This window comes from Paenibacillus germinis, from assembly GCF_013141785.1.
Lineage (GTDB): Bacteria > Bacillota > Bacilli > Paenibacillales > NBRC-103111 > Paenibacillus_E > Paenibacillus_E phytorum.
The window spans coordinates 179,575-200,151 of record NZ_WHOC01000089.1 but is presented as its reverse complement, the minus strand read 5'-3'; the positions used below and the strand labels follow the sequence as shown (position 1 = coordinate 200,151).

General features: G+C 44.6%; 17 protein-coding genes. 14 read left to right on the top strand and 3 right to left on the bottom strand.

The window, feature by feature from the left end; genetic code table 11:
• Window positions 1–129 precede the first annotated feature (129 nt).
• Complete coding sequence (locus GC102_RS18690) at window positions 130–630, top strand: DinB family protein (RefSeq protein ID WP_171690871.1); 501 nt, start codon at window positions 130–132, stop codon at window positions 628–630.
• A gap of 56 nt (window positions 631–686) precedes the next feature.
• Here the strand turns inward: GC102_RS18690 and GC102_RS18685 are convergent, their stop codons facing one another.
• Window positions 687–1,118, bottom strand: coding sequence for a VOC family protein (locus GC102_RS18685; protein ID WP_171690870.1), 432 nt, complete (start codon window positions 1,116–1,118; stop codon window positions 687–689).
• A 236-nt stretch (window positions 1,119–1,354) separates the two neighbouring features.
• Here GC102_RS18685 and GC102_RS18680 point away from each other — a divergent pair, with 236 nt between their 5' ends.
• The 10 genes from GC102_RS18680 (at window position 1,355) to GC102_RS39105 (ending at window position 13,804) form a co-directional block, all read left to right on the top strand.
• Window positions 1,355–3,181 (top strand): sensor histidine kinase, encoded by a 1,827-nt coding sequence (locus tag GC102_RS18680; RefSeq protein WP_171690869.1) that lies wholly within the window; start codon window positions 1,355–1,357, stop codon window positions 3,179–3,181.
• Complete coding sequence (locus GC102_RS18675) at window positions 3,159–4,790, top strand: response regulator (RefSeq protein WP_171690868.1); 1,632 nt, start codon at window positions 3,159–3,161, stop codon at window positions 4,788–4,790. Before GC102_RS18680 ends, GC102_RS18675 begins: the two co-directional genes overlap by 23 nt.
• A 167-nt stretch (window positions 4,791–4,957) precedes the next feature.
• Window positions 4,958–6,355: an ABC transporter substrate-binding protein gene (locus tag GC102_RS18670; RefSeq protein ID WP_171690867.1), complete on the top strand. Its 1,398-nt coding sequence runs from the start codon at window positions 4,958–4,960 to the stop codon at window positions 6,353–6,355.
• 78 nt (window positions 6,356–6,433) lie between these two features.
• On the top strand, window positions 6,434–7,330 hold the full coding sequence (locus GC102_RS18665; protein WP_171690866.1) for a carbohydrate ABC transporter permease: 897 nt from the start codon (window positions 6,434–6,436) through the stop codon (window positions 7,328–7,330).
• 17 nt (window positions 7,331–7,347) lie between these two features.
• Entirely contained in the window at window positions 7,348–8,238 is an 891-nt protein-coding gene (locus GC102_RS18660) for a carbohydrate ABC transporter permease (RefSeq protein ID WP_171690865.1), read from the top strand.
• Between the two features lie 30 nt (window positions 8,239–8,268).
• Window positions 8,269–9,270 (top strand): glycoside hydrolase family 130 protein, encoded by a 1,002-nt coding sequence (locus tag GC102_RS18655; RefSeq protein WP_171690864.1) that lies wholly within the window; start codon window positions 8,269–8,271, stop codon window positions 9,268–9,270.
• A gap of 12 nt (window positions 9,271–9,282) precedes the next feature.
• Window positions 9,283–10,245, top strand: coding sequence for a glycosyl hydrolase (locus GC102_RS18650; protein WP_171690863.1), 963 nt, complete (start codon window positions 9,283–9,285; stop codon window positions 10,243–10,245).
• Window positions 10,242–12,092: a glycosyl hydrolase gene (locus tag GC102_RS18645; protein ID WP_171690862.1), complete on the top strand. Its 1,851-nt coding sequence runs from the start codon at window positions 10,242–10,244 to the stop codon at window positions 12,090–12,092. The genes GC102_RS18650 and GC102_RS18645 overlap by 4 nt, the downstream gene beginning before the upstream one ends.
• Window positions 12,089–12,301: a hypothetical protein gene (locus GC102_RS18640; protein ID WP_171690861.1), complete on the top strand. Its 213-nt coding sequence runs from the start codon at window positions 12,089–12,091 to the stop codon at window positions 12,299–12,301. The genes GC102_RS18645 and GC102_RS18640 overlap by 4 nt, the downstream gene beginning before the upstream one ends.
• 168 nt (window positions 12,302–12,469) lie before the next feature.
• Complete coding sequence (locus tag GC102_RS39105) at window positions 12,470–13,804, top strand: redoxin domain-containing protein (protein WP_216628095.1); 1,335 nt, start codon at window positions 12,470–12,472, stop codon at window positions 13,802–13,804.
• 82 nt (window positions 13,805–13,886) lie between these two features.
• Here GC102_RS39105 and GC102_RS18625 read toward each other — a convergent pair whose 3' ends face one another.
• On the bottom strand, window positions 13,887–14,873 hold the full coding sequence (locus GC102_RS18625) for a Gfo/Idh/MocA family protein (RefSeq protein ID WP_171690860.1): 987 nt from the start codon (window positions 14,871–14,873) through the stop codon (window positions 13,887–13,889).
• Entirely contained in the window at window positions 14,870–15,880 is a 1,011-nt protein-coding gene (locus GC102_RS18620; protein WP_171690859.1) for a Gfo/Idh/MocA family protein, read from the bottom strand. The genes GC102_RS18625 and GC102_RS18620 overlap by 4 nt, the downstream gene beginning before the upstream one ends.
• A gap of 140 nt (window positions 15,881–16,020) precedes the next feature.
• On the opposite strand from GC102_RS18620, the gene GC102_RS18615 reads away from it, so the two are divergent.
• From GC102_RS18615 to GC102_RS18605, 3 genes are all read left to right on the top strand, one after another.
• Window positions 16,021–16,911, top strand: a complete 891-nt coding sequence (locus GC102_RS18615) for a helix-turn-helix domain-containing protein (protein WP_171690858.1) — start codon at window positions 16,021–16,023, stop codon at window positions 16,909–16,911.
• Window positions 16,912–17,081: 170 nt separating this feature from the next.
• On the top strand, window positions 17,082–18,227 hold the full coding sequence (locus GC102_RS18610; RefSeq protein ID WP_171690857.1) for a GNAT family N-acetyltransferase: 1,146 nt from the start codon (window positions 17,082–17,084) through the stop codon (window positions 18,225–18,227).
• A gap of 44 nt (window positions 18,228–18,271) precedes the next feature.
• Entirely contained in the window at window positions 18,272–20,386 is a 2,115-nt protein-coding gene (locus GC102_RS18605) for a putative phage tail protein (protein WP_171690856.1), read from the top strand.
• Window positions 20,387–20,577 lie beyond the last annotated feature (191 nt).

The window sequence follows — 20,577 nt, the reverse complement described above, 5'->3', positions numbered from 1 at the left end:
AGCACTCACTGAAAGCGCGATTTTCGCGCTTATTTATATACCCTGACATAATGCTGTCAGGGTATTTGCTGTATGATAAAGGTAACACTTGAAATGACGCAAGAAAAGCTAAAAAAAGGAGACGATTCTATGACTCATCCTGCAATACAAATGTACGATTACCACGTATGGGCGAACCAAACTATGCTGAATCGATTAAAAGAACTTCCACAGGACGTATATAATAAAGAGATTCAAAGCGTTTTTTCTACAATATCGAAGGCGATCGCTCATATTTACCTGGTGGATGCGTGTTGGTTAGACATTATTTCCGGTAAAAGCATGAGGGAAGCAATGGCCGATTCAGCTCAATTGACTGCTGGCGTAGAGTCGAAAGGCATTGAGGAAATGGAGAAGATGTACGTCCAGATATCAGAGCAGTTTAAGACACTTTTGAACCAACAGGAAAATATGGAGAAGAGGATTATGCTAGATAATCCTTATACGAGACCGCGTGATACCAGCTTATCTGAAATGGTTCTGCAGGTCGTCAATCACGCAACCTATCATCGCGGTAATATTACAGCTATGCTGCGTCAAATGGGGCATACATCCGTGATGACCGAGTATGCGCTTTATTGGTACTCCTAAACATAAAACGGCTCTGTCGCAGTGGATGCGAACAGGGCCTTTTTGAGCTAATAACCTTAATTCATAGATGTTCCTTCAGTGAAAATTTGGAAAGATACGCCGAACTTGTCGGTAACTTGTCCATACGCAGGGCTAAAATGAGTCTCTTGGAGCTCCATGATTACTCGACCGCCTTGCTTCAAAGCTTCATAAAACTGCTTTGATTTCTCCGCGTCTTTTGATGTAATACAGATGGTTACGTTTTCTCCCTTTTGAACGGTTTGGCCCGGAAATGTGTCGGATAGCATCAGGCTGGATTCACCAACTTGCAGCATCGCGTGTCCGACGAGTTCCATAGCTTCTGACGGTAAAGGAAAATCAGGGTTCGCCGGCATCTCACCGAAAGATTGAGAAAAAAGAACTTGGGCACCTAATGCTTTTTCGTAAAATTGAATAGCTTCCTTCGCATTGCCTTCCATTACTAGATAGGGGGTTAATCTCACTGTCATTATAAATGCCTCCTTGGTTTTCACACGAAAATAGGTTACCTCTTATTATTACCATATTTTCATCAAAAAATAAAGAACATTTGTTCGTATTCGAGAAAATCACACCGTTTCCTCCCGCATATTGAAAAAGCTGCCCTCCTTCATGATTTTCCCTCATGTCGAAAATAAGCATCCTATACTATAATAAAATAGATGAAGTCCGTATTCTCACAACACGAAAGGTGATGGAGACACCCATGAACAAGTCTCGAGTGTGGTCGCCAATTCAAAAAATATTCCATTCCTTCTCTTTAAAACAAAGAATATGGCTTACATTTGTTGTTCTGATCACCTTAGGTCTTATGGCAACGGGCAGTATTGCTTATTTGATCGCTTCAAAGGAGATTCAGCGTAATGCCCTGCAGTCTAGTCAAGATACCGTTAATCAATCGGCGCAAATCGTGAATGAACGGTTGAAGAACATTGGTATTGCCATAAGGGCGTTGATGTTCAGCGATGCTTTCAAACAATTAATGAAGGATGTACAAACGAATGATAGATCTAGCTACTATAAGTCATTGACCTCCTTGCAGTATGTTTTTTCCCAGGTGAAATTCAATGATTCAATGATTGATAGCATTCTGATCGCCACGCCGATCGGAGATTTTTATCCGACCTCCAGTGTGCGGAACACGGCGAATTCATTTTATAAATCGGAGATGTATGAGCACTTCAAGCAACTGAATCGTGGCTTCTGGAGTCAAGGGCATGTCGATCCCTTTTTTACAGGCAAGCAAAGGGTAATATCGCTCGTTACAGAAGGCGTTGGCGAAGACTCTTTCATGGTCTATGAACCTACCAATGTATACGTCGTAGTCAATGTGAAAGAAGATGACCTACGGGATCTCTTTATGGAGAATTTGACCAAAACGAATAAACAATATTATTTCATCGATGCCAAAGGAGAAGATGTGAATTACGCGGATAGGACGAGTAATGACCATTTTATTCAAAAGCCCGCATTTTTTGAGCAATTAAGTGATCAAATGAAAGGTTCTTTTTTTTACTCGAATGATAAAAAGGACTACTTAGTTAACTATTCGCGACTGGATGTAAAGGACGATTGGATGATTGTCAGTGTTCAAGCGAAGGATGACTTATTGGCCAAATTAAATGGGATTAAAAGAGCCACCACCTATGTGATTATCGGGTTTATTATTTTATCGCTATTCATAACGAATAATTTAACCTATCTACTTTTAAAACCGCTATACAGACTTCAAAAGCTGATGAAGCGAGTGGAAGAGAATGATCTTTCTGTTCGTTTTGAAAGCGTTTATAAGGATGAGGTATCCCAGGTAGGGTTCCGTTTTAACCGGATGCTGGACGAAATCAAACAGCTGATTGAAGATGTGAAGAACCGTGAGCGCGATAAGAGGAAGGCTGAAATTAAGGCGCTATCGGCCCAGATGGACCCGCATTTTTTCTATAATACGCTGAATACCATTTACTGCAAATCAGTTTTGGGCGAAAACGACGACGTGAACGAAATGATCCTGGCGCTGTCGCAAATGTTCCAATTAAGCCTTAGCGGCGGGCGCGATCTGATTACACTGGGTGATGAGTTGGAGCATGTTCGTCAATATTTGGCCATTCAGCAAAGGTCCTATGAGAATTTGTTCGTGTGCCAATTCGAGGTGGAACCGGAGCTACTTACATGCTTGGTACCGAAGATTATGATTCAACCACTTGTTGAAAACTGTATTTTACACGGTTTTAAAGATATGACATCAGGAGGGGACATTCAGATTAGCGCTTGTACCGAAGGGGACTGGCTGCATATAACGGTGGAAGACAACGGACAGGGGCTAGTGCCGGAGAAGCTCCTTCAGGGTATTGTTCACCCTACAACGTCCAAGCATGGCTACGCGCTGCGCAATATTTATACCCGCTTACAGCTGTATTTTGGCGATCAACAGCGAATGGAGATCACCAATAACGACTTAGGGGGAGCACGAATTGAACTATGGATCCCAAGCTATGAAGGAGAGGAGGATTTCCATGAACATGAACCGACCGGTTAAACTATGTGTCGTTGATGATATCCGAAGCGTTGTGGACATGATTACGAAGAAGATCCCTTGGCACGAACACGGCATCGAAATCGTGGGAAGCGCGACCAATGGTGAGGAAGGGTTGTCGGTCATTCGTGAAAGCTTGCCTGATATTATTCTAACCGATATTCGGATGCCCAAGATGGACGGATTAGAGATGACACGCAGTATATTAGAGGTGCTGCCTAACAGTAAGGTCATTATTTTAAGTGCTTATACGGATTTTGATTATGCTCAAAAAGCCATTCAATATGGCGCGCTTGATTATGTGAAAAAACCTTTCTCCGTTGATCAAATCGTGAAAGCCGTTGTGAAAGCCAAAGAAGTATGGGAGCAGGAAAATCTTAGCCGTAAGCACGTGCTTGGGCTTCAGCAGAAGATCAAAGAAAGTATGCCAGCTCTGCGGCAGGAATACTTATCTCTGCTCGTCCATCATCAAACCAGTGAAGCGGAGTTGGCTAGATTGTCGGACTTCCTGGACATTAATGAACTGAATCCTCCCTTTGTGGTGATGACGATTCAGATCGATCAGTTCACGGACAAGTACGGCGAGGTCCCTGTTAAGGAGCTTGAGCTTGCACGGTTCTCTCTGCAAAATATCGTGGAGGAAACGATTTCCTTCTATACGACGGCTGTCGTGTTCAGGGAAGCGTTTAATCGATACATTTGCATTTTGAATATGGAGTCTGACGAGTTTCTGGTTGAAATTGCAGATCACTGCTGTGCAAATATCGCGAGACACACCAAGTTCACGATTTCAATTGGCATCGGTCAAAGAGTGAGTGCGGTGCAGGAGCTTCCGAAAAGCTATCAGCAGTCGCTAAGCGCGTTGTCGTATCATTTCTATACAGGAGGCAATGGTGCGTTCAGTTACAACGCCGATTCGCCAGATCTCCCCGTGGAGTGGATTTATACCGAGGATAGCGAGAATGAGTTTCTGTTCGCTTTCCGTTCAGGTAATTTGGATAAATGTGTGGAATGGGCGAAGGGTATTTTCAACGAGATGGGCAAGGCGTCTGTTTTGCCTGAGCCTGGTGTCGTCGAACGTTTGCTGCAAGGACTAGTATTACGGATGTTACGAGTACTCTTGGAAAAATTTCCTCGGGCGAGCATGGTCGATTTCGAGTCGAAAGTCCATAGAATTAGAGGTGAGAGTGGTGCGGATCTGCAAGAGTATCGAGAATGGTTCGTTCAATTGTGCGATATCGGCTGCCGCATGATTAATCAGGAGCGAGCAAGCGAGTCTCAGAAAATCATTTATCGCTCTGCGGAGTACATCAAATCGAATCTCCATTTGGATTTGACTTTGGAGCATTGCGCGAAACAGGCTAACTTAAGTTGGGGGTACTATTCGAATTTGTTCAAGAAGGTAACCGGAACTGCCTTTCAGCAGTTCGTAACCATAGCGAAGATAGAACGTGCGAAATCGATGCTCATTGAAGACTACCAAGTGCAGGAAATCGCGCAGCAGCTTGGCTATGAGCATAGGCGATATTTCAGTGAAGTTTTCAAAAAGCAAACAGGCTTCACACCGACTGAATTTAAAGATATGTCTCTGGGCAAGTCCTCGAAGCTATGAGGGTTTGCTTTTTTTATTACTGGATGGGGTAAAATGTAGAAATATCTGCCCTTGTTCATGAGTTGACCTCATTATCAGAATGAACGAATTCTTTTAGTATAAAAGTGTAAACAAAAGCATTTCCAGAACGAAACAACGTGTTCGCAAACAAAAAGGGAGGATTACAAATGGTAAAAAGAATTGGGACGGTCACTTTAAGCGTTTTACTGGCAGGCAGCCTGGTTGCTTGCAGCAACGGAAGCAACAATGCGGCAACTAGCCCGGCTGCATCCACCAAGCCATCTGAACAACCCGCTAGCGCAGCTCCTGTAAAGAAAGATAAGACGAAGCTGACTTATTGGACGGGTGATCGTCATGATATGGATTACATTAAAGGTGTCGTGCAGAAATTTAACGAAACGAACGGCGAGAACATTGAAGTCGAAATGGTTGTGAAGACGGAAGATTTCAACCAGGCGATTGATTTGGCCTTCGCTTCCGGACAGGCACCTGATATTATCCGCGTGAAAGAAAATACGATCCAACCATTTGCGCAAAAAGGATACTTGAAGCCAATTGATTCTTACCTTGATGATGCGATCAAAAAGAAATTCCCAGTCATTGATGATTTCAACAGGATTGATGGGAAAATGTACAGTCTTCCGAACTATGGTTCAACACTGAGACTTGTTTACAATAAAGAGCTTTTCGCCAAAGCGGGCATTGCTGCTCCTCCGAAAACATTGAAGGAAATGGTCGAGGATGCTAAGAAAATTACAGCAGTAGGTAAAGCTTCCGGCTCTTATGGTTTTGCTCAAAATTTCAAAAGCCCGGAAAGTGCACTTGGTCGATCGGCAAGGGTTATCGCTGAAGCGAGCGGTTACGGCGGACTTGGCTTTGATTTCAAAACAGCAAAGTTTGATTTCACAGGATTCAAAGATGTCATTTCATCGTTCAAACAGATGGTAGATGACGGCAGCACGCTGCCAGGTATGGAATCGCTGGATATTGACCCGCTGCGTGCGCAATTCGCAGAAGGCAAAATCGGGATGTACATTTCATTCTCATCGGAACCAGGCGTGTATGCGAATCAGTTCCCGGCCAAAATCGAATGGGCAGCCGCACCGGTTCCAACGATCGATGGTACGATTAAAGGCGCTACCTCCTTCTTGGGCGGGCAATGGTTAGCCATTAGCAACACAACCAAAAATGCAGACCAAGCATGGAAATTCATGCAGTTCATGTATACGGACGAAGTCTTGAAAACGTACCATGAAAAAGGTTTCGGTCTATCCATGGTGCCATCGGTTTCTTCCGTAGCGAAAAAACCGGAAATCAAAGGTATTGATGGCTTCCTTCCAGTTGGAAACGACGGCACTTGGCCGCTGCAGCCTACTGTAACTGTTGAAGGTATGAAAAAAGATGATGCATTTTTCAAATACATGATCAGTGGTGGGAACTTGGATCAAATTATTCAAGATCTGAATAAGCGCTACAATGATGCTCTCGATAAAGCCGTAGCTAAAGGTACAGTGAAGGTGCAGCCAAATCCAAGCTTCGATCCGATGAAGCTGATGATGAAATAATAGCTATTGATACAGCGAGAGTGGAGTGAATAGCTCCACTCTCGCTCTCTAAGTATAGATGTTACAGGAGGGAACGGGATGAACAGGACACGCCAGATCGGGTTTTCATATTTATTTTTATTTCCAAGTTTTCTACTGACCATGGTGCTAGGCGTCTATCCGATTGCTTGGGCTATTCGATATATGTTTTATGACTACAAGGGGTTCGGGGAAGCATCTTTTATTGGGTTTGATAATTTCAGGAGGCTTTGGCAGGACACGGAGTATTGGCACTCTGTCTTGAATACATTCATTTATGCAGGCGGTAAGTTAATCATTACTTTACCATTATGCTTGGTGTTAGCCGTTATTCTGAATCAAAAGCTGCGCGGCCGCAATTGGCTAAGAGCCATCTATTTCATGCCGACGATCATTAGTTCATCTGTCATGGCTGTCGTATTTTTCATTATTTTCGACTCCTATAACGGCATTCTCAATCAATATTTGCTGAAGTTTCACATCATTTCCGAAAGAATCGATTGGCTCGGTCCCAAACACGCCCTGTTTACGACGATCATTATCGCTGTATGGGGTGCGGTAGGCAACTACATGCTGCTGTTCCTTGCCGGTCTTCAAAATATCCCGAACGATGTGTATGAAAGCTCTTCGCTGGACGGCGCCAATAAATGGCAGCAATTCTGGTACTTAACCATTCCGATGTTAGGGCCAGTGCTGCAAATCGTGATCATGCTGGCGATTATTAATTCGCTTAAAGGGTATGAAAGCATTATGGTTTTGACCGAAGGCGGTCCGGTAGGAAAGACGGAAGTTATGTATTTGTACGTATATAAGCTTTTCTTCCCGACACCATCAGGGACACTTGTGGACCAACAATTCGGCTACGGAAGTGCCGTTGGATTCGTTACAGCCGTCATTGTAGGCATCATCACACTAGCTTATCATGCGATGTCTAGACGTCTGAACAAACTTCAATGAGGGAGGATGCTGGGAAAATGGAAGTTACAGAAACGTTATCGAATGTACTGATAAATAAACAAACCCAGCCATTTTCATTTACGAGAATAGGCGGAAGAGTACTGCTGTGGATCTTTTTACTAGTAACAGCCTTACTGATTGTGTTTCCTATTGTTGTTACTTTTCTTGGCTCCTTCATGTCTAATATCGAGATTACGAAAGGTGGAAATATTTTTCCATCCTCCTGGCAATTCGTGAATTATAAAGAAGCCTGGGTGCAAGCCAACTTCGCTCGGTTTACATGGAACAGTCTCTTTCTAAGTGGAGCAACGACCATCGGAACGCTAATCGTAGCCTCGATGGCCGCTTATGTGGTTGACCGGATTAATTTCCCCGGTAAAGCCATTTTCGTCGCAATTCAAGCATCTACCATGTTCATATCGATAGGCGCTGTTGTCATCCGGCCACAATTTGAGCTTATGGTCAAACTCCACTTGCACACAAATTTATGGGGTGTCGTCCTCATTCTGGTGAGTGGCCACGCGTATATTTTCTTTATTTTACTGAGCTTTTTACAAGGTATTTCCCGGGAATTAGATGAGGCTGCGCGTATAGATGGCTGCTCGAACGGCGGGATATTCTGGCGAATTATTTTACCATTGATGCGTCCGGGATTGGGTGTAGGGGCACTGTTTACTTTTTGCGGAGCCTGGAATGAATATTTACGTCCATTAGTATTTACGATGACCAATCCCAAGCTGCAAACGTTAACCGTTGGATTATCCTATCTCCGGTATGGGGCATCGGCTGCGGTTCAAACGCATTATATGCTGGCAGGAGCTTGTTTATCGATCTTACCGCTGCTCGTCGTGTATATGATCGCGAATAAATCGTTTATGCAAATGACGGCTGGTTCATTGAAAGGCTAGAATACAAATATCATCTGGAGGTTGTCTACTATGGTCTTACCTGTATCTGGAATATTGAAATCGAGTCAAGTGATTCATCGTCATCCTGCTAATCCGATTCTGGACGCTGATAGGGTTCCTTACCCGACTGCGCTTGTATTTAACGCTGGCGTTACCAAATTTAACGGTCAATATGTCATGGTATTCCGCAATGATTATGGTTCCAGTAGCGAACAAACACTTGAGCCGCATTCCACAACGGATCTTGGGATTGCGTACAGTCGTGATGGGATCCATTGGGAGGCTGGACCTAAGCCTTGTTTCAAGATGAATGATGGAGAAATTATTCGGGCCTATGACCCTCGATTGACGGTTATGGACGGTCGATGTTACATGTGCTTTGCTGTGGATACGCAGCATGGTATTCGAGGCGGTATCGCAGTTACCGATGACTTTGAAAACTTCGAAGTGCTCAGTCTATCGACGCCGGATCTTCGTAATATGGTGCTGTTCCCGGAGAAAATCGGCGGCAAATACGTTCGTTTGGAAAGGCCCTTTACCGTATACAGCCGTGGGGGAGCTGACCGTTTTGACACATGGATCTCCGACTCTCCGGATTTGAAATATTGGGGTAATTCCGATCTCCTGCTGGCGGTTGAGCATGTTCCCTTCGCCAATGATAAAATCGGGCCTGCCGCTCCTCCTATAAAAACAGAAAAAGGCTGGTTGACCACGTTTCATGCGGTTGATATTGATCCGACAAGAGGCAAGAACGGCTGGGAACCTACTTGGAAAAAAAGGTATACAGCAGGTCTCATGCTGCTCGATCTCCACAATCCGAAAAAGGTAATCGGCATGTATCAAGAGCCCTTGCTTGCGCCAGAAGCCAGCTATGAGATCGACGGCGGATTCCGCAACAATGTCATTTTCCCTGGAGGCATGATTTTGGAACCATCGGGTGAAGTGAAAATCTATTATGGCGCTGCTGATGCGGTGGTCTGTTTGGCTACAGCACATGTGGATGATTTAGTTCAGTTATGCTTGAAAGCATGAGGTGAAGGTAAGATGACTATTTGGGATCAACTTCATAATCCTCCTATCCAATATCGATCTGTGCCGCTGTGGTCATGGAATGATAAATTGGAATCGGAGGAGTTGGAACGACAGATCGAGGAAATGCATAAAGCCGGGATAGGTGGATTTTTTATGCATGCCAGAGGAGGACTCCTTACTCCGTATATGGGTGAGGAGTGGATGTCAGCTGTGCGGACTTGTATCGAGAAAAGCAAAGAGCTCGGTATGACCCCATGGTTATATGATGAAAATGGATGGCCGAGTGGCTTCGCAGATGGTAAAGTTCCAGCAATGGGGATCGCTTACCAGCAAAAAAGACTGGCCTATGAGCAAGCCCCTTTTCAGAGCCCGGCTGAGAGAACGATCGGTTTCTATGCCAAATCAGATCATGGTTATTCTTTATTATCAGCAGCAGATGAGAGCAGCGCAGATTTAAGATTTTTCTATGAAGTAAATCCTTATTATATTGATACGCTAAGTATGGAAACCGTTCGTGCTTTCATTGAAACGACTTACGAGGCATATTGGGAACGCTTCGGCGGAGAGTTCGGAGATGATCTGAAAGGCGTGTTTACGGACGAACCGCAGTTTGCTCGCGGACAATTGCCCTGGTCGTTTGATTTGGAGCAAGCTTTTGAGTCCAGATATGGCTATGACCTGAAGGAAGCTCTTCCCGCTTTGTTTATGAATGTGGAAGGCTGCAGTAAAGCAAGGTATGACTATTGGGAATGCGTAACCACGATGTTCACTCAAAGCTATGCGAAACAAATTGGGGATTGGTGTAATAGCAAGGGATGGTCAGCAACAGGTCACGTTGTAGATGAACAAGTGCTCATGCATCAAGTGACTTCAGTCGGGGATCCGATGGCTTTTTATGAGTATTTGCAAATTCCGGGTTGTGATTGGTTAGGCCGGTTTATTAGCGAAGAGCCTATTGTTCTGGGAAAAAGATGACCATTACGGAAAGCTTCGGGTGTTCAGGTTGGAATGTCAGCTTTGAGGATCTTAAGCGCATTGGCGAATGGCAATTAGTCCACGGTATTAATTTGATGTGTCAGCATTTGCAAGGATATAGCTTGAGAGGCCTACGAAAACGTGACTACCCGCCTTCCCTATTTTATCAGCAGCCTTGGTGGGAGGATTATAAAGCATTTAATGATTACTTCGCGAGGTTGTCGATGTTGCTTTCAGAAGGAACTCTTCAGACCGAAGTATTGCTTCTGCACCCGATCCGGTCTGCTTGGGTTCAACAATGTGGCGAGGATTCTTCAGAAATCGAATCTCATCATAAAGCTTTTACCCAGCTTTCGCGTTGGATGTGCCAAACATTCGTAGAGCATGATTACGGCAGTGAAAGCATTATTGAACGTCATGGTAATGTCAGTAACGGCAACTTTATTATCGGCGAAGCGGCCTATCGCGTTGTCATCATTCCGCCAAGTGTAACCTTAAATCGCGTTACGGTGGATTTGTTGAAGGAATTCGTCCTTCAAGGCGGCTGCCTTGTTGCATTTGCGCCATTTCCGATGCTTATTAATGGACAACTGGATAAAGAGTTAGATCAGCTGATTGAGAGCGCGCTCAAACCCGAATGGAATTCTAGTGCGCTGCTAAACGCCTTGTCCAGCATCGTATCCCCATCCATTCGTATGTTGGATCATGCCGGAGAAGCGATAACTGAGGATACAATGAATGTTCAGACATTAGCTTTGGACGGCGCGATTATGTACTACATAGTAAATTCCGGTAAGGAACGCTATGAGTCCACACAGGTTGAGTTGTTCCGAAAAGGAAGAGTATCTTTAATTGACCTGGAAACAGGCGGGGCTACACCTATCGAACAGGATGATACCGATTGTGGCGTATGCATTCCATTGACCATTCATCCGGGGCAGTCCTATGTCGTGAAGATTGTGCCTGAAGAAGCAGCGCAAAGTAAAGAGATTTTTGGTATAAAAAGAACGACCTCCTGGCAACCAGAATCGAAAATCATTTTAGATCATATTTGGAAGATTTCGAAAATAGAGGCAAACAGTTTGACGCTGGATACATGCCGTTTACGTGTTGAAGACGGAGCTTGGTCAGGACCTCTGCCGGTGGTTTTCATTCAAGAGCAGCTTTTAGCTTTTGGTCGACCTGTTGATATCGAACTAGAGTTCGAATTCCAGGTTGCGTTTGATGTTGATCTTTCGCGCGAATTATATGTGGTCTTAGAGAAGCCGGAAGGTATCAAAATCGAGTTGAACGGGCGACCAATTGAATCAATAAGCTCTGGCTGGTGGCGAGATATTTCTTTCCAAAAAGTTGATATTAGCGACATGATCGTTCCAGGAGTAAATCGAATGCGCCTTCAATCTTATTTCTACAACTCTTCTCAGACTTACGCAGCAATTGAGCATGCGCGACTGTTTGAATCGGAAGGAAATAAGCTGACATTTGAAACAGAAATCGAAAATATCTACATCATTGGATCTTTCGGTGTAGAGTCAAGTTCGCCGTACCTGAACGGAGAGCGTCAAGCGGTTCATACGATGGGTCCGTTTGTCCTTATGGAACTACCTGATTCCGTGCACACTGGGGATCTCGTTAGTCAAGGATTTCCCTTCTATAGCGGTAAAATTCATATGCAGCAAAAGGTATATATCGATAGAAACGATTGGATGGAGGCCAAGTGGAGCTTTTCTACACCACCAGATACCATTGTCAGTCGGTTGTTTATTAACGGTCAAGAGGTTCGACGTTTCTCTGGGAGCCTTATGAGGCGGACATCACTCCATTCCTGCGTCAGGGCGATAATTTGATCGCGGTAGAAATGGCAAACAGCTGTAGGAATCTGCTAGGTCCACATCATCACATAAAAGGCGAGCTCTATAAGGTAGGACCTGACAGCTTTAAAGATAAGCCCGGTTGGACGGATAAAGATATAGAGCAGAATACGCCTATTTACACGGATCGATACACGTTCGTTCGATTCGGTTTACATGATTCGCCGTGTATTGAACTGAAATAAATAAAAGTAATATGTGCGAAATGACCCGCTAAGGCTGATGGCCTAGAAGTGGGTCATTTTTTGTCGGATTTTTAAACTTCTTGTCCAAAATAAGGTAGCAATCCCTCTAGTTTTCAGCTAGACTGAAGTAAGTTATTTACGAATATAATGTTAAATTGGGGTGGCAGCATGGCTAAGAAAGGTTTATCTATAGGGAAGAAAGCAGCACCATTTCGCTTAGATTCTACACAAGGTATTAAGGGACTTGAAGATTTCAAGGGCAAGCCGTTAGTTATTATTTTCTTACGTGGAACATGGTGCCACAATTGCCAGAAACAGATGCCAGAGTTAAATGAGTATTATGAACGATTTTTGGAAAAGGGCGTAAATCTCATTGCTATCGCTGGACAAAAGCTAGTCAACATCAAAGATTATGTTAACGCGAACGGCATCAAATTCCCCATTCTTTCGGACGAAACGAGAGAAATCATAAAGTCTTATGAAGTTTTTACGCCAATTAAATGGGACTCATTCCGAATTGCGATTCCAAGCACTTATATTATTGATGAACATCAAACCATTCGCTATTCCTATATTGGTGAGAACCAAGCGGATCGACCATCTGCGAAGGAGATTTTAGAAGTGATAGATACCCTTTCTATTGTCTCTGACCAAGGTAACTCGATTCAAGAGGAGCTTCCTGTTTTCTTAGCGAATATGAAATCCACCCTTCAGCACGTGAATACTTCTGCTGCCTATGTGACGAAGAGTATAGAGGACAATCTACATAATATTGAAGGACTTAAGAAATCTTCTCTAGGTAATTATGAGCAATTAGAGGAGTTTGTGAGCGTTTATGAGAAAAAGGCTGAGGAATTAAACCAATATAGTCATCAGCTGAACACAACATCCGATGAATTCACGGATATTCAGCAGTTGAATCAACAACTAAGTCATAACATTCAAACGACACGCGGATTGATGAATGAATTAATTAGTATGACCCTTGTCGTTAATGAGATGAGTGAAGTCATCTCCAAAATTTCCAGACAAACCAAAATTCTAGCGCTAAACGCATCCATTGAAGCTGCTCGTGCTGGCGAGCATGGCAAAGGCTTCGCCGTTGTCGCCCAAGAAGTGAGCAAACTGGCTCATGGAACGGAGGAGTCGGCAGGTAACATCACAGCGCAGCTGCAAGCGATTGATGAGAAAATTAATGAAAGCTTTTCGTCTTTCTCTACGTTTGAAGAAACGATGGATACGGTTAGAGAGCGAATTTCCGTAAACTCAGCTCATATCCTTACCATATCGGATGGCGTTAAAGTGATTGCTAATGACACGCTGCAGCTAGGTACCGAACTGAACCACATCAAGGATAGCCAGCACCAAGCACAAATTGATCTGAGTAAAATTGGGGAAGTTGAAACGACGATAAATAGTGAAGTAAGTGAGATCTTACAGGATATGCACTATCATGTGGATCAATTGAATGCTTTGGATGAGAGAACGAAAAAGACGAAATAATGTTTACCAGAGTAATTGAAAACACCTTTTCATGTACGCATTCTAGCGTATTTTGAAAAGGTGTTTTTTTAACATTTCGCCCTTATAACAAAACGGGTTGCCCCAGTTCCACGGATTTGTAACCCGCTAAGGCGACAACAGTTGAACGTAAGCCATCTTCCCCAGTGATCGGTACCTGTTTATCATTGAGCAGGGCATGAACAAAGGCCTTCACTAAGTAATCATCCATATTGTCACCCCAGAAATTCCATACGCCTTTTCCATTTTCCATACTATATAGCTCATTTTTTTGAGCAAAACCATCGATGGAAATGGTCCCTTTCGTACCGATGATCGTCATCGTCACGTCTCCCCAGGTAGGGAATGACGCGTTCCGTGACCAGCTTGTATCTAAGACGCCAAACACCCCATTTGCGAACTTGACATGAATCATACCCGTATCATCAATTTCTAAATTATCGTTAAATAAAGTAGCTGAATAGGCGTATACTTCTTTCACTTCGGATTTGGTAATCCAGTTCATCAAGTCCATGACGTGTACGGTATGATCCAACAAAGCTCCGCCACCGGATAACTCTGATTGGAGGAACCAACCTGAAGGAAGCGAACCGCGGTTGGTGCCCTTAATGGCTATGATATCGCCGATCTCTCCCTGTTCGACCGCTTCCTTCGCTTTAATAACCGAAGCCAAATACCGGCATGGAAACGCAGTCATAAGCTGAACCCCGTTTTCCTTACAAGTGGAAATCATGGACTCCATTTCGGAGACGGAAATGCCAAGCGGCTTTTCACAAAGCACATGCTTGCCGGATCTCGCAGCCGCTATCGTTATCTCTGCGTGACGGACATTTTCCGAGCAAATGACAACGGCGTCAAGATCTGTGGCGAGCAAATCCTCATAATTTTCATAATAGGGCAGTCCATAATTGGTCGTTACATCTTCTACGCGGCTTTTGATCTCGTCAGCAATACCGGTGATTTCGACATTCGACATGGCCCTGAGCGAATTCAAATAAGAGTATGCATGGCCGTGCGCAAAACTGATCATACCTACTTTTAATTTCTTCATACTGTCTCCTCCCCGAGCTTTGAGCTTAGCTGCAGCCCCACAGACTTCCCTGTCCGTACCGATTCCAGCGCAGCCATGGTAATTTCCAACGCTTTATAAGCATCGTTAGGCGTTACGATGGATTCGCTTCCATCTCGAATGCATTGAATGAAATGAGCTATCTCCAAGTCATAGGGGCTAGAGAATCCTGGACTTTGCGGAACTTCGGCGAAACGTCTGTCATCTGAATTGGAAGGGGCTTTGCAGATTTGTAGAGAACTGCTTTTTTGGCTGTCGCCGCGTATTATGCCTTTGCTCCCCGCAATTTCCACGGCAGTTTGGAAGGGTCCATGATATCCCCAAAATGCTTCCAGATTGGCAACTGCCCCGTTCTCAAAAAGAAGAGTGACCAGCGCGTAGTCGATGTCATTTACACGTTGATTCAAGCCGTATACCGACTTAACTTCACCGACCGCCCAGCGAAAAAAGTCAATATCGTGTATCATGAGATCGGCAATGACGCCGCCGCTTTTATCCATATCGTAGAACCAAGGTCTGAGATTCCCAGGATGTGAGCCTATCCGTTTGGCATGAGCTACGCCGACTCGGCCTAACTTCCCCTCATCAATGGCTTGTTTCATTTGCACATATTCGGGGAAAAAACGAACAACGTGTCCGACAAAAAGACGAACGCCATTTTGTTCGCAGCATTGGATCATAGCTTCTGCATCTTCTAAATTAAGCGCAAGCGGTTTTTCACAAATCACATGTTTTCCGACTTCTGCTGCTTTCAACGTATATTCTTTATGTAGGAAGCTTGGCAATGTCACACTGACGACATCGAAATCAGTCTCTTCCAGCATGGCTTCAAAGGAAGTAAACGCACGTGCCCCTGTTTTCGTGGAAAGTTCTTGCGCTAGCTTGAAATCCGTATCGCAGACGCCCACCAGCTCCACATCCGGCATGTTAACGTAACTGAGGGCGTGTACATTTCCCATCCCCCCGCAACCAATAATGGCTACTTTCATGCAAACTCACTCCTCACTTTGATGTATAATTAATTCTAACTAAGTTATATCATATGCGTATTACTGGTTACCGTATATGCGGACATTTATTCTTTTTATATCCATATTAGTGCTGATTGAAAGTGCGGTGATTGAAATTTATGGACATTTTTAAAGAGCCGATCCCCTATCAAAACGCGTCGTTATGTATGAAGGTGTGGAGATTTACCCAGTCGGGAAAAGAACAAAAAGACGCCAATCCCTGGCACTACCATAAAGAGGTTGAGTTCATTTTGGTAGAAGAAGGGACTCACGAAATTCAGACGCCTAATCACGTCTACTCGCTTAATGCCGGGGATGTGGTGGTTATCGGTTCTTCCCAATTGCACAGAGGACGAAAAATCGGCGATAAGGATCTCGTCTACATCGTGCTGCACATAGACCTGCAGCCTTATTTCGATCCGGCTATGATGATGTATTACCGACATTTTTTAGAAATACTTCATCCTTTAGAAGAGCTGAATTACATTTTTAGGGAAAACGAAAAGGTGAAGAAGGAAATTGGCATGATTATCACGGATACACATAGTGAGGTTATGGGGAAAAATAAAGGCTATGAGATCGCAGTCAGCATGCATATCAAGCATCTGCTCTTGATGCTGCTTCGGTATGACAACCGGGAGTTGTTAACGACGCATGTCAATGTGGATGCAGATAGCGATATCATTCGGTCGCTTGTAGCTTTTGTGGATGACCATTTGACTGAGAAAATAGACATGGGGGCGGTGAGCCGAATCGCCGGTATGAGTTACTCTTATTTCTCGAAATATTTCAAAAAAAAGATGGGATCATCGTTTACCGATTACGTTAATCAAAAGCGTATTTCTAAAGCGGAACGGCTGCTCGTTACCGAAAACCGTAGTGTGAACGAAATTGCCGATTCTGTTGGGATAGAGAATATGGCCCATTTCTATGAGTTGTTTAAACGATTTAACGGATGTACACCTAAACAATATCTTCGAAAAATGAGTGTGGACAGCCAAATCAAATAAGTCTATGGTTCAAAAAAAGGTTGACAACCACCAGGAATTGATTAATTATTTACATAAAACAAACCTGAAACAAACTAGAAGTTATGAGTTTTTAAGTATTTTTAGTTTGATAATGAATCAGAATGAAATCAGATGATAAAAGGGCTATCAGATCGCAAGGAGGAAATTCCATGATTGAGATTCGTAAAGTGAATACAAACGAAATGGAACAGGCTGTTCGTCTTTCAGATGAGACGTTTCGTGATGCTGAACAAGTTTCGATGTTGAAAGCGTTTCCGGCTGCGTTTGACGCACGTCTCAAACAGTCATTAGGCGCATTTGAGGGTCAGGAGCTTGTCGCTTTCATGGGACTTGTTCCCTCCGTCATACGTATCGAAGCCGCTAAACTGAGCGTGCTATCACTTGGCTCCGTATGCACACACCCGAACTATAGGGGAATGGAAATTGCTTCTAATATGCTGCATGAGGTATTAGCACAAGCCGATCGCATCGGATCAAGTATGCTGCTGGTTTCGGGAGACCGTTCGCTCTATATGCGTAATGGCTGCCATTATTTTGGCAGAGGTACACGCTTCATTCTATCTGCTAGTCATGAGAAGCTTCCGTCGTCATCTGCCAGTCCCGGCATTGCCATTCGGCGTATCGGTTCAGAAGATTGGTTTCGACTTCATGATACTGCTTCCAAACGTACAGCAAGGTATGAGCAAGGGGTGACAGAGCTTGCAGGCTTGATCGACAGCGAAGCCATCGCCAGCTGTTGTCATATGCAGCATGCTGTGTTTGCAGCGTTCGAATCTGACTGTATCGCTGCCTATGCTGTTATTGCCGTACCTAAGCAGGAGGCAGATGTTAAAGGAGAAACTCCTTTTGTTGTGGAGTGGGGTGGTAATGCGGAAGCATTAGCGTCTGTTCTCCATCATGTTTTACGTGAGCAGAAACTGGATTGCCTGGAAGTTCCGGTTATGTGGTACGAAACCAAGCTGCTGAGTGTACTGGCGGAGTTCCCGAACAAGAAGATGAGGAACCATGGAACCGTCCATATCGTTAATCCGGAGCGGTTGTACAGCGAACTATTGCCTTATTTGTCAGAGAAAGCCCCTGCGGCCGCATCCAGATTAAGCCTTCGCAGATCGTCTGACGGAGGGGTCATTCTCATGATGGACGGCGAGGAAACGGCAATCTTGAACGGGGAGGAGCTTGTTGCGTTATTGTTTGATCCGGAAGCTGAGATTAACGTTCCCAAGCCGTTAGAAGACCTGTTAGGCAAGCTGTTTCCCGTTCCGTTTCCACATGCAGGAGGGTTGAATTTTGTTTAAGTCATTCGTTTGGAAAGCAAAGTGTAGTAATCGGAGGCCATGAAATGATCCAACTATCAAACTTGGAAGAACTGCTAGCGTATAAACCCAATCCTAATGATGATGGACAGCTTGTGTATGTAGATGGTTATTATCAAAAAGGTGACGGTGGCGGCAAGCTTGTTCGCTGGATGGCTTGCAGCACCAAAGCCGACAACGGTGGGACGATTCATGATCCTCATTTCGGAAGCAGCGGTCGATGGGAAACGGTTCATAACGGAGTAGGTGATTTCCGATGGTTCGGTATTCTGGATGCGACAAAGAATGCGGACGACGCGATGGACGTGATGGTGAACGATTCTTCGATTCACCTGATCGAGGCGCATACGGACATTAACTTTGTCAGACGGCATACGTACGACCGCAGCAACATCGAGCTCAATTTTTACGGACATACCGTCACAACGGAAGGCATCGAGTTAAATACGAAAAGCAATCCATTCGGGGCCGTTATTTTCTTCCAAGGGAAGGCGTCTGGCGAAGTGCAAACTCTTACGCTTTCTGCAGAGCTTCCGGAGCAAACGGATGTACTGGAAGTGTTTGATTCGGCATCCTTTGAGGTAGAAGACTGGTGGCTAGTTAGGGTTAAGAACAACCCAGAAGGCAATGCGCAGCGCGAGTTGGATTATATGCTGCAGATAACAGAAATAATGGATGGCAGCCATATCCGGGTTAACTATAAGCTCGGCTGGACACTTGCCGCTGGGCGGGAGATCACTTTCAAGAAGATGAATCCTGTCTTCCGCAGCCATGTGCGGAATATGAATTTTATCGGTGTCTCGGTTCCCGATAATGGCTCTACAAGCGAAAAACCATTTGATACATGGGACCAAATAGGTTCACATCCGATCGCTTATGAATTCGCCGTAGAGTGTAACGTCTTCGATATCAAAGCGACGAAGGTGTTCTGGCCCGTCATCGAGCGGCGTTACTGCACGCATTATGTAACGGAGCGCTGTAGGTTAATCAACCCCGAGGAAGTGATTTGGGGCGGCACCGGTTACTTGACGCAGCAGCTTAACGTGCTGTACGGACATGTCCGTGATTGCCATACAAGCAATGCGCGTCATTTGAACGATTTCACATGTGCCGCTTACTGCATGGTTGAGAACTGCCACGGTGATGGCGACGAACACGGTTCGTTCGTTACACACGGCCAATATGAGCATGACCTCATGTATATCGGCAATTCGGGTTTGCTATCGTTTGCCAACAGCGGTACGACGTGGGGAGATAGTGCTAAACGGATCACTGTCAAAAAGCACGTCGCTTCGCGAGTGGTTGCTCATAAGCGAATTACCGATTTGAATCTGGAGGATGTTCATGCTGTCTGGAAAGAAGGACTGGTCGATTCCGGTACGATTTGGGCTAATGCGGATGGCTTGCAAATGAGGGGATGTACAGCTGACACGATGCTTACTCTCTCGCAGAGCTCATCTCGATCGAAGCGAGGCAATCTCGCTGACGGTTGTTCTTTTGGATTGACGAAGGATGCTGAAATCGCTCGGCTTCCCGGAACCACCCATGCAGGCTTTCGTCCAGTCATAACGGATTTCGTCATGCAAAATTGTCATTTTCATAACGTAGATAATAATACGATCGGCAGCATAAACCGTCTGGTGTTGATTAACACATGGTTTAAAGGAGCTTCACCTGAAGTAAGACCGATTCATGTCGGGAGTGCCGAGGTAATCATTCAGGGCGGCGGTTTCGACAATTGCGGCATCAAGCTAGTGGGCGTATTTGATCCGGATGTGACGGGAACGAACGACCAGTCTATTACGGTAGATGGCGGCGTGTTGTTCAGCGGAACGAATGCGGAGAAGGCGTTTGTAAAGAGCGGGAATACGAGGGGGGACGTGACGTGGATCTTCGGCGATTGCAACAGCATGGCATCTGATGCTGAAACGGCACATTTTAGCATCCAAGGCGGCTGCAATAAAATGAGAGTGATTGGCTCACGCTTTTCGGGCGGGAAGTATGAAGTTGCGGATGAATCGTTTGGCAATGGTTCGTATTTGCTCATGATGGCCTGCATCGAAGAAGGTGTCGACCGGACCTCTCTCCCGGCTGAAAGTGATATATTGAAACACAAAGAAGGAAACATGATTATTTCCTAAAAATCGTTGTAATAATTGTTGGAGTCTGTCTTTCATTAGGCAGGCTTCTTTTGCGATGTATATGTTAAACAATATAACATTGAATTGGTTAGTTTGAAGTTAAGTTAGATAACCTAACATTGAAAGCGATTTCAACCTAAAAAATTGATTGACAATAAACATATAGGTTATTTATAATGAAAATAAATCAG

What these genes read in the sequence shown, in the direction of transcription:
- GC102_RS18610 (WP_171690857.1), top strand. Translation starts at nt 17,082, where the DNA reads ATGATTGAGATTCGTAAAGTGAATACAAACGAAATGGAACAGGCTGTT.
- GC102_RS18625 (WP_171690860.1), bottom strand. Translation starts at nt 14,873, where the DNA reads ATGAAGAAATTAAAAGTAGGTATGATCAGTTTTGCGCACGGCCATGCA.
- GC102_RS18615 (WP_171690858.1), top strand. Translation starts at nt 16,021, where the DNA reads ATGGACATTTTTAAAGAGCCGATCCCCTATCAAAACGCGTCGTTATGT.
- GC102_RS39105 (WP_216628095.1), top strand. Translation starts at nt 12,470, where the DNA reads ATGGCTAAGAAAGGTTTATCTATAGGGAAGAAAGCAGCACCATTTCGC.
- GC102_RS18620 (WP_171690859.1), bottom strand. Translation starts at nt 15,880, where the DNA reads ATGAAAGTAGCCATTATTGGTTGCGGGGGGATGGGAAATGTACACGCC.
- GC102_RS18675 (WP_171690868.1), top strand. Translation starts at nt 3,159, where the DNA reads ATGAACATGAACCGACCGGTTAAACTATGTGTCGTTGATGATATCCGA.
- GC102_RS18660 (WP_171690865.1), top strand. Translation starts at nt 7,348, where the DNA reads ATGGAAGTTACAGAAACGTTATCGAATGTACTGATAAATAAACAAACC.
- GC102_RS18680 (WP_171690869.1), top strand. Translation starts at nt 1,355, where the DNA reads ATGAACAAGTCTCGAGTGTGGTCGCCAATTCAAAAAATATTCCATTCC.
- GC102_RS18670 (WP_171690867.1), top strand. Translation starts at nt 4,958, where the DNA reads ATGGTAAAAAGAATTGGGACGGTCACTTTAAGCGTTTTACTGGCAGGC.
- GC102_RS18645 (WP_171690862.1), top strand. Translation starts at nt 10,242, where the DNA reads ATGACCATTACGGAAAGCTTCGGGTGTTCAGGTTGGAATGTCAGCTTT.
- GC102_RS18655 (WP_171690864.1), top strand. Translation starts at nt 8,269, where the DNA reads ATGGTCTTACCTGTATCTGGAATATTGAAATCGAGTCAAGTGATTCAT.
- GC102_RS18605 (WP_171690856.1), top strand. Translation starts at nt 18,272, where the DNA reads ATGATCCAACTATCAAACTTGGAAGAACTGCTAGCGTATAAACCCAAT.
- GC102_RS18690 (WP_171690871.1), top strand. Translation starts at nt 130, where the DNA reads ATGACTCATCCTGCAATACAAATGTACGATTACCACGTATGGGCGAAC.
- GC102_RS18665 (WP_171690866.1), top strand. Translation starts at nt 6,434, where the DNA reads ATGAACAGGACACGCCAGATCGGGTTTTCATATTTATTTTTATTTCCA.
- GC102_RS18650 (WP_171690863.1), top strand. Translation starts at nt 9,283, where the DNA reads ATGACTATTTGGGATCAACTTCATAATCCTCCTATCCAATATCGATCT.
- GC102_RS18685 (WP_171690870.1), bottom strand. Translation starts at nt 1,118, where the DNA reads ATGACAGTGAGATTAACCCCCTATCTAGTAATGGAAGGCAATGCGAAG.